Here is an 8,809-nt window from a genome sequence, read left to right on the forward strand (position 1 = left end):
AAACCCTTCCTTACTGAAATAATCAGGGGACAGGCAGCATAAAGCGCCGCAGGATCAGCGCACCACTCTCCCCTTTCTTGAAGGGCGTGTCGTTTCGGCCGAACGCGCAAGGTGTTTCACTTCCTCGTATCGGTCGAGGAAAAGGCGATAGGCTCGCTCCGGTCCAATCGGCTCAATTCTGTCCGGATGTGGCGCCGGAAAATGACCAAAATCCATCCAAGTCGGCGGCAGCAGGTCACGTAATTCCGTCGCCATGCACACCAGATCGGCGCGCTTCACTTCAACGCCGTCCAGACAGAAGCCGAAGCGTCGGGCGAGTGCAGCCTTAACCGGACCCAGTCGCTTTTTCAAATGATCACGCCCGATCAGCACTTTAACACATGAGGCAATATCACCGCTGATCGCCTCGTCAAGGTCATGGCACAGGCCGTCAAGGGCAAACACTGGCGGGACTAATCGGGACACCATCACGCTGTGCTCGGCTACCGAATAAAATTCGCGCGTCGCGCCTGCCCACCGCGGCTGATAGGCCAGCGACCGAGCCACGTCACTGATCGGCATGCCGTCAGCACAAGGGTTTTCAAGATCGAGCGTGAAGCCGGATGCCATCAGCATGGCGGTCCGGCCGCTCGGTTTCTTGAGAAGGTCCAGTTGACGCATGGCGGTCACCTTTTCAAGGCAGATAGGAGCGTTTCGAGCAGGGTGATATCCCGCCCCTCGGCAACAGTTTCCCTTAACCCACGCCCAATGACGTCGCCCCCATCGACATCGAGCCCGGCCCGACGGACGCGTTCGGCATCGAGGAAGAAGCCTACCACGCGCCCCAGGGCGGCCACTTGATCGTCAGTAACGCGTGCGTTCAGTGCCTCCGGCGTTTGCGCCCCGGCGGCGGGATGACCGCCGCTGAGCAAGACGCCTAAGTCCAGCGGTGGAGTGAGCTTGGCAAGACCTTCCGTGAGGATGCGAAAGCGTTTTTGCTGGAGCCGGTAGTCCTCGGCCAACAATCGCATGCGGCTCCGTAGGTCCAGATCGGGAATCGCCTCGATATCCTGATCCAATGGCGAGCGTGCCTTGCCCCGGCGAGCGAGGTCAGCATCACCTCGACGGGCATCAACATATGCACGCAGAGCCTTATCGTTGGAAATTGACTGGGCATTCGGGCCTTTTCCGAAAGTGGCCTTGCAGTAAACCTCAATGTCTTTCAGCGCAAAGTCCTTGCCACCCGCCACCAAGGCGTCGCATGCCTGTTTGAGGCGGTGGAGAGTGCCTAGGCGCTGCGCGTTGCCATTGGCTGCTGCTATAAGCCCATCATATAGGGCTGCAGCGGTAAGTCCCTCTGGGTTCCGGACTACCTGCGTCATTCACTTGGCTCCAAAAGCACGGAGGACGGCTGCCGGAATGCGCTGATCGGCTTGGCTCCGCCAGGTTCCGCCGTTGCCAGTTCTCGGATCGCGTCCTGTAACCCAATGAATTTGGATACCGGCAGGGTGCCGTCATGGAGAGCCTGTAGGTCAACATCAGGCACCATCTCGGCGAGCAGGTGCCCAAGCATGTTGCCGACGTGCAGGCGAGTATCAGCATCGAGCCGGAGCAGGAATGGGTCGATGCGGTTATTGGCCAGCAGTTCGTTGAGAAACGCATCCCGCATGCCGATCGCGGCGACATGACGCTCGGACGGAACATAGGCGGAAGCCTCGGCCAGCAGTTGGCTGAGGTGGAAAGGATGACGATGCTCGGACCGAACGCTCAGTTGGGCGATCGCGCCGTCGGCAGCCAGAACCGGCAAGTTTCGACCATCCTGGACCTGCTGCTTCAAGTAGTCCTCCAGGAGCCGGGCGCTGTCCTCGACATACTGGTGTTCAGCCGCCCACTCTGTCCAAAGGTCTTCCAATTCGCGGTGCAAAATTTCGAGTCGTGATTGGAAGGCCATAACGGACTTTTCTTCCCGACGCCGAGCCCGAATTGAGTCGTTGAGGCGCGCGATTTCCTGACCCTTGGCGTGCAGTTCCGCCATGATCTTGTTGGCGTTCACCACCAGTCCAGCCAGAAACATCGGCCCAGTAACGCGATAGCGGCAGAGAGCACAGGCGCCAGCCCTGAACTCCTTCAGATACAACAGCATCTCTGGGCTAAGGGGAGTGCGCGGCGTCTTCCCACGGGGCTGCGGCACCAGAAAGCGATCGAGATCAAATTCGATGGGATTTCTTAGTTCGATGCCGTGGATTCGCAGGTAAATCCCGAACATCTGGGAAAGCGACGAAAGCACGTCATTCTTAACCCGAGGCGCAAGCGACATCTCGCTCAAACGATGCCGGAACGTGCCAGGCTGGTGGGAAACAAGGTCATTGATATGGCGGCTGCGAACCACATTCTCGAGGCGAGACGGCGGATCATCCAAGCTCGCGATGAAAGTCAGCCAATGTAAACCCGCAATACGAAAGCGAGCAGTCTCCTTGATCTTCAGGTGTGGGAATGCCTCACGCAGAACCTGAGCCCAATATCTGGTGATGTCGGTCGGCACGTACCCAGGGATCGGGTGCCCCACAATTTTCTCGTCGTCGGGAATCTCCGAGTACCAAAATGGATCCTCTCCCCGCACGACTCGGCTAGGGGTAGAGGTTGGCGGCAGGCCAGTCCGCCGACGCGGCAACCCCACCCGAAATCCGGGCCGGACGGTGATCGCGATTGGCGTCTCAGGATCGGTTTCGTTCCAGAAGCGCACCAGGAAATCATAGGCGGAGCGCGTCAGGTCCGCCGCCTTGTCTCGATAGGATGGCGAAGCGGACAGTTGATTGAGAATACTTTCACAAACGATATTGAACGTATGGGGATGAATGTCTCCAAGGGTATCGATGTCCGCCCCGAGCAGCACTGTTTGGGTAATGCGGGCGATCCGCATCCGATTCTGTTCCTGGTAATTCCGGGTGATCGCCCAAAGGCGATCCAAAACGGATTGATGCTCCTCGGATAAGAGCGTCTCCGTGAAAAACCGGGCCTGGGCGTTTCCAACGAGATCGAGGTAATAGCTCCGCAACGGCACCAGGAGCACCTTTTCCCGGCGAAGGTAGACGAGGAAGCTCCACAGCAGAAAAAGAGAGTTTGCTCGTCCAATAGCGCCAGTAATGTTCTTCGGCCGAGCCTGCTCGACAATCAGCTTGAGAAAGGAGCACGTATTTCTACATTTGGCGAGCATTGCGCGCAGATCCGGCAGAACCACACCATGATCGTGAGCCGAAGGTTTGATGGCGGCCCGCATCGTAGCCCACGAATCGCCCAGCACCTTGTCGATCAGGGATTGTTGCTCATCCCATTCCAGCTCCAAGAACTTTTCGTTGGGGAAAGTCAGGTAGTCCGGACTACGTGGCCCACCGCCACTCTGGCCCGCAGCGACCCGCAATGCCGGAATATTCGCGATCGAAAAATGATAGCGGCGCTTCCCGTCACCGGCATCCCCCTCGGCAGGGTTCTTCCAATATCCACTAAAGAAATATGGCACATCCAATATTACGTTGCTGTCTTTATCGATCGTGATGTCGCCACGCCGAGCCTTCAGCAATGACCGTAAAGCTGGATACAAGGTGCGCTCAAAGCCTTCTATCAGCGCCAGCATGCGTTCGTTGGATGGCCACCCCTCCAACAACAGCGCCGCATTGAAAGAGGGGTTGACCAACACCTCCCGCCCTGTGCCTTCGCCAACGGTAACAACCGCCGCGTCCCTCATATGGAAGCTTACATCACGGTTGCCCATTCGCCCCCCTCACAGCTTGTAGAGCTGCATTGATGTCGGCCGCGGCTGCCTTGTCGTAGATATCCTGGGAATCCGGGCTGACGTGGTGCATGCAGCGCTGTCTGGTGGAGGACTTCAGCCCCAGCATGCGCAATTGACGCTTATAGGCATGGCGCAGGCCATGCAGCGAAACCTTCCCCCGGTAGGGTTCAAGGCCAATACGCTCACAGGCCCGCACGAAAGCCTTCTCGATGGCATGTATCTTAATCGGTTGGCCGAATTCAGGACGACGCAGGCTGTCGTTGATATAGAGGTAAGGGTGTGACTCCCTAACACCCTTGGGCACTGAGCGTCGGATCTCCAGCAGTTCGCTGTACAGACGCCAATAGGTGCGGGCCCATTCGGGATGCGACCAGTAAACCTGGGACACCAGCAAATTGGTGTTGTCGTAGAGCATGCCTTTCCATCCGGCATGCAACGGATCCCCCCGCCGGGGACGATCCGGGCGCGGCAGCATATCGAATCGGCGCCGCAGGTATTGGCGACGGTCTTCCGTCGAGAATTGCAGGGTATCGGTGAACACGCTGGCCACCGGGTCCGCCAGGACCACAAGCGGCAGGTCAGAAGGCTGGTCATCGGGGAACAGCTTGGGCCGGTGCGTGCCGGGCAAGACATCGGTGACGAAGTGGTTCAGCGCCTCGGAAATCCTGGGACCGCCAAAAGCCAGTTCGATGAAGATCATTCGCTTGACCACACTCGGCTCATTGGCGATGAGATCGCCCAACCGTTCCAACGGAAAGGCATGGCCATCGTCCTCACGTTGCGGTCGACGATGGCTAACAGGACCAATGGCGCGCAGCGGCCTCGGTGCCCGCTTGTGGGCAACGTGGCCAAGGAAATCCAGTTGCTGCCGACGGCTCGACAGCACCATCTCCACCTCCCGAACAGCCTCCCTGCCTTGGTGATACCCCTCAATGCGGGTGTCGGGGTTGAGGGGGAAATAGCCGAACTCCCTAGCCACGAAATCAGACAGCTTGTTCAGATGACGGCGGTCCATCTCGACCGTCTGCGCCTTTGCCGGCTTCCAGAACAGGCCGGTCGGATCAAAACCGTCGCGTTGGACCGTACCTTCGTAACGGGCCACCAGGAAACGCCGCAGAATGACCGGAAGCGTCTCGGGCGTCGGCACAGTCCCAGGTTCGGCAAGCTGCATCCAGTCGCAGAACCTGCCGATGCTCTCGGTCAGCTTCATCTGTTGCGACGGACTGTAGCCTTGGCCCGCGATGTGGCGCACCAGGGCCACCTGCTCGCGCATGATGCCGCCCCTTGCCGGGCCATCGACGAACAACAAGGGCAGCGTCCCGTCACGGGTTTTCACGATGGCAATGACGTGGGAGCGGTCGCCGCGCATTATCCGGCTCCTGGGGGCGCCGGAAAACCAACCGCAGAGTAATGCACCGCCGCTTCCCGCACTTGGCCATGCTCCCGGAAAATTGCTTGAGCCCCCAGGGGCTTCGCCCCTCTCGGCCCCGCTGGGGCCGTTCACCCCCAGCGCTCACCAAGGTTCACCCCGGCCCACTTCAGGCCATTCAGCGCCACCGTGCTCGAACTGCGGGGCATCCACGCCTTCGGCGCGGACCCACCCCTACGTTCTCCGCGCGTTGTCGCCTTCCGGCCTTGCGCGGCTCCGAGGTTCACCTGGGAGCGCTGCGACAGTATCAATGTGCAATGGATGGATAATGCATGACAACCAGCACGAGAACAAGCCCGTAAGGTGGGCGTTAGTATGCATCACGATAGGGTGGATAACTCGTCCGCGTCATGGCCAAGTCCGTCAAGAGCAAAGGCTGGTGGGACCAGTCGGGAGACCATCACGCAATGCTCGGCAACGGAATAGAACTCGCGCGTGGCGCCCGCCCAACGCGGTTGATAAGCCAGCGCGCGCGCGATGTCGGATATGGGCATGCCATCCGCCGACGGATTTTCCAGGTCGAATGCGAAGCCCGACGCCATCAGCATGGCGGTACGACCGCTGGGCTTGTTCAGTAGGTCAAGCTGTGCCGTCATTGCAAACTCCGCAGGGTGGCAAAAAGCTGTTCGAGCAACGCGATATCCCGATCCTCGGCAATGGTTTCGCGCAAGCCACGCCCGACCACATCCCCGTCATCGATCATGAGGCCTGCACGGTTGATCTTTTCGACGTCACGCAGCGTCGAGATCACCCGATCCAGCGCCTCCAATTGCCTGCGATCGATCGTGGAACTGGCGATGTCCGTCGCAGCGAAAACCTCGCCTCCCCGCAGCATACGATCCAGGTCCAGGGATGGGGTGAGTTTGGCGAAGCTCTCGGTAAGTATCCGGAATCGCTTTCTGGTCAGCCGATAATCCTCGACCAGCACTCGCATTCGGCTGCGCAGATCGGGGGCTGCAATGGATTCGACATCCTGATCAAGCGGCGAGCGGGGTCTGCCGCGTCGTCGGCCATCCGCCTCGGCCCGACGTGCTTCCACATAAGCCCGCAAGGCCTTATCGTTAGACAGGGACTGAGCATTAGGGCCTTTGCCAAAGGTCGTCTTGCAATAGGTCTCGATGTCGCGGAGTGCGAACTCCTTGCCGGTCGCCGCCAAGGCATCGCAGGCCTGCTTGAGCCGATACAGTGTCCCCATTCGCTGTTTGTTAGGCGCGCATCACAGGGCAAGCGCAGCAGAAAGGGATCGATATCGTTATTGGCCAGCAATTCGTTCAGGAAGGCATCCCGTTCACCGATGGCCTGACCATGCCGTTCTGAAGGGACATACGCGGATGCCTCTGCGAGAAGCTGGTTGAGGTGAAACGGGTGCCGCCGCTCAGCCTTTACAGCCAATTGCCTAAGGGCGCCCTCGGCCGCCAGGACAGGTAAACGTGCATCTCCGTCGCGATAGTGCAGGTAATTGCGCAGCAATCTGGCGCTGTCCTGGACATACTGATGTTCCGATGCCCATTCCATCCAAAGATCTTCTAATTCTCGATGCAGCAATTCCCGACGGGCCTGAAACGACGTTATCGCCTTCCCTTCCCGACGACGATGTCGAATTTCGTCATTAAGGCGGGCGATTTCCTGTCCCTTTCCGTGTAGCTCGGCCATGATTTTGTTGGCGTTGACCACCAGGCCAACCAAGAACATGGGGCCGGTCAAACGATAGCGGCACAGCGAGCAGGCGCCTGCCCTGGGGACGGCATCGTGTTCCTTCTTAAGGTGCGAATATTCTCCACCAGTCCGGCAGTCTCCCGCCGGGCAAATGCCATGACTGAAAACCTGATAAGTCCCGCTGCCGATGGCAGAACAAAGCATTTCACGACCGAGAGTATCTTCCACCGCGCGACTGTTCAGGAGAAATGCATCGTAACCATCCAGGTCCGCCAAGACCTCTGGAATACGCTCCAGGGACAGTTCGCGGCTCTCAAATGCCTCGTTTAATGCTCGGTTGATCTTCCCAGGGTGAATCTTATGGTAGTACAGCGTCATCACTATCGCCGCATGACCGATGATTTCCTGGACGAAGTGGGGCGGCAGCCCTGCCTCGATAAGAGCCGTGATCCCTGAGACCCGCAAGGAATGCAGGTCGAACAGAGCGACCCGCTCGTTGAACTCCCATTCGCCATTTCGCCGGGAGCGGTCATCTGTTGCGATGGACTGTATCCTTGGCCCGCGATGTGGCGCACCAGGGCCACCTGTTCGCGCATGATGCCGCCCCCGGCCGGACCATCGATGAACAGCAGGGGCAACGCCCCCTCGCAAGTTTTGACGACGGCAATGACGTGAGAGCGGTCGCCACGCATCATCCGGCTCCTGGGGATGCCGGAGAACCAACCGCCGAGTAATGCGCCACCGCATCCAGCACTTGGCCATGCTCCAAGAAAATTGCTTAAGCCCCCAGGGGCTTCGCCCCTCTCGGCCCCGCTGGGGCCGTTCACCCCCAGCGCTCACCAAGGTTCACCCCGGCCCACTTCAGGCCATTCAGCGCCACCGTGCTCAAACTGCGGGGCATCCACGCCTTCGGCGCGGACCCACCCCTACGTTCTCCGCGCGCTGTCGCCTTCCGGCCTTGCGCGGCTCCGAGGTTCACCTGGGAGCGCTGCGACAGTATCAATGTGCGATGGATGGATAATGCATGACAACCACCACGAGAACAAGCCCGTAAGGCAGTTGTTAGTATGCCTCAGCGTGGGGTGGATAACTCATCGAGGTCATGGCACAGGCCATCAAGGGCAAAAGCTGGCGGGACCAACCGGGACACCATGACGCTGTGCTCAGCGACTGAATAAAATTCGCGGGTAGCACCCGCCCATCGGGGCTGATAGGCCAGCGACCGAGCCACATCGCTGATCGGCATGCCGTCAGCACAAGGGGTTTCAAGATCGAGCGTGAAGCCGGATGCCATTAGCATGGCGATCCGGCCGCTAGGTTTCTTGAGAAGGTCCAGTTGACGCATGGCGGTCACCTTTTAAGGGCGGATAAGAGGGTTTCGAGCAGGGTGATATCCCGCCCCTCGGCAACAGTTTCCCTTAACCCAGGTCCAATGACGTCGCCGCCATCGACATTGAGCGACGCGTTCAGCATCAAGGAAGAAGCCTACCACGCGCCCCACCTAGACCATCGTGCACCATATTTGACGCGCGATGATCTAATGCTGCCAATTGGCTGCGATGATGGGCGATAGTTGCTGATACTGGTCACTAGTGAGGCAGGTCTGTCCAGAGGAGGGTGGAGACATCGCGGCCATTGCTGAAACCAAGTTCTGAACGTGGCTATCGACCAAAAAGCTTCCGTCGGCCAATTCAAATCTAGACACATGGTTCGATGCGCTGTTGTACCATGCCTGGATGGTTACCGTGTCGCTGGTCCCGATAATCGAGACTTCGAGATCGCTACCGACCTGCCGAAACCATAATTGGTCTTGGGTGATGCCGCTGGTGTAGAGCACCTTGTCACCGTCACTGGCATGTCCACGATTATCGATTAGGTCGGCATTGGAGCCCCCTCCGCAGACATAAACGTCAGCGGCAGAGGTCCCGAGCAGGGTTTCCGATGCGTGCCCTGCC

At 59.1% G+C, this 8,809-nt stretch carries 9 protein-coding genes; all 9 read right to left on the reverse strand.

Features of this window, described 5'->3' with window-relative positions:
* Positions 1-54: 54 nt before the first annotated feature.
* Positions 55-660: a hydrolase gene (locus G4223_RS02930; protein WP_205762349.1), complete on the reverse strand. Its 606-nt coding sequence runs from the start codon at positions 658-660 to the stop codon at positions 55-57.
* A gap of 5 nt (positions 661-665) precedes the next feature.
* Positions 666-1,361, reverse strand: a complete 696-nt coding sequence (locus G4223_RS02935; RefSeq protein ID WP_163674775.1) for a hypothetical protein — start codon at positions 1,359-1,361, stop codon at positions 666-668.
* Positions 1,358-3,748: a hypothetical protein gene (locus tag G4223_RS02940; protein ID WP_163674778.1), complete on the reverse strand. Its 2,391-nt coding sequence runs from the start codon at positions 3,746-3,748 to the stop codon at positions 1,358-1,360. The genes G4223_RS02935 and G4223_RS02940 overlap by 4 nt, the downstream gene beginning before the upstream one ends.
* On the reverse strand, positions 3,735-5,138 hold the full coding sequence (locus G4223_RS02945) for a site-specific integrase (RefSeq protein ID WP_163674781.1): 1,404 nt from the start codon (positions 5,136-5,138) through the stop codon (positions 3,735-3,737). The genes G4223_RS02940 and G4223_RS02945 overlap by 14 nt, the downstream gene beginning before the upstream one ends.
* Before the next feature lie 380 nt (positions 5,139-5,518).
* Positions 5,519-5,794 carry a hypothetical protein gene (locus G4223_RS02950; RefSeq protein ID WP_205762350.1) on the reverse strand — a complete coding sequence of 92 codons (276 nt, stop codon included), beginning with the start codon at positions 5,792-5,794 and terminating at the stop codon, positions 5,519-5,521.
* Complete coding sequence (locus tag G4223_RS02955) at positions 5,791-6,126, reverse strand: hypothetical protein (protein ID WP_163674784.1); 336 nt, start codon at positions 6,124-6,126, stop codon at positions 5,791-5,793. The genes G4223_RS02950 and G4223_RS02955 overlap by 4 nt, the downstream gene beginning before the upstream one ends.
* Positions 6,102-7,616, reverse strand: coding sequence for a tyrosine-type recombinase/integrase (locus G4223_RS02960; protein WP_338086801.1), 1,515 nt, complete (start codon positions 7,614-7,616; stop codon positions 6,102-6,104). Before G4223_RS02960 ends, G4223_RS02955 begins: the two co-directional genes overlap by 25 nt.
* A 310-nt stretch (positions 7,617-7,926) precedes the next feature.
* Positions 7,927-8,199 (reverse strand): hypothetical protein, encoded by a 273-nt coding sequence (locus G4223_RS02965; protein ID WP_205762351.1) that lies wholly within the window; start codon positions 8,197-8,199, stop codon positions 7,927-7,929.
* 192 nt (positions 8,200-8,391) lie between these two features.
* The coding region (locus G4223_RS02970) for a calcium-binding protein (RefSeq protein WP_205762352.1) at positions 8,392-8,809 on the reverse strand (418 nt) is incomplete at its 5' end.

The organism is Magnetospirillum aberrantis SpK (assembly GCF_011022235.1).
In the GTDB taxonomy this organism is placed as follows: domain Bacteria; phylum Pseudomonadota; class Alphaproteobacteria; order Rhodospirillales; family Magnetospirillaceae; genus Magnetospirillum; species Magnetospirillum aberrantis.

Coding starts and splice junctions, on each gene's coding strand:
- G4223_RS02930 (WP_205762349.1), bottom strand. CDS start 660: ATGCGTCAACTGGACCTTCTCAAGAAACCGAGCGGCCGGACCGCCATG.
- G4223_RS02935 (WP_163674775.1), bottom strand. CDS start 1,361: ATGACGCAGGTAGTCCGGAACCCAGAGGGACTTACCGCTGCAGCCCTA.
- G4223_RS02940 (WP_163674778.1), bottom strand. CDS start 3,748: ATGGGCAACCGTGATGTAAGCTTCCATATGAGGGACGCGGCGGTTGTT.
- G4223_RS02945 (WP_163674781.1), bottom strand. CDS start 5,138: ATGCGCGGCGACCGCTCCCACGTCATTGCCATCGTGAAAACCCGTGAC.
- G4223_RS02950 (WP_205762350.1), bottom strand. CDS start 5,794: ATGACGGCACAGCTTGACCTACTGAACAAGCCCAGCGGTCGTACCGCC.
- G4223_RS02960 (WP_338086801.1), bottom strand. CDS start 7,616: ATGGCCAAGTGCTGGATGCGGTGGCGCATTACTCGGCGGTTGGTTCTC.
- G4223_RS02965 (WP_205762351.1), bottom strand. CDS start 8,199: ATGCGTCAACTGGACCTTCTCAAGAAACCTAGCGGCCGGATCGCCATG.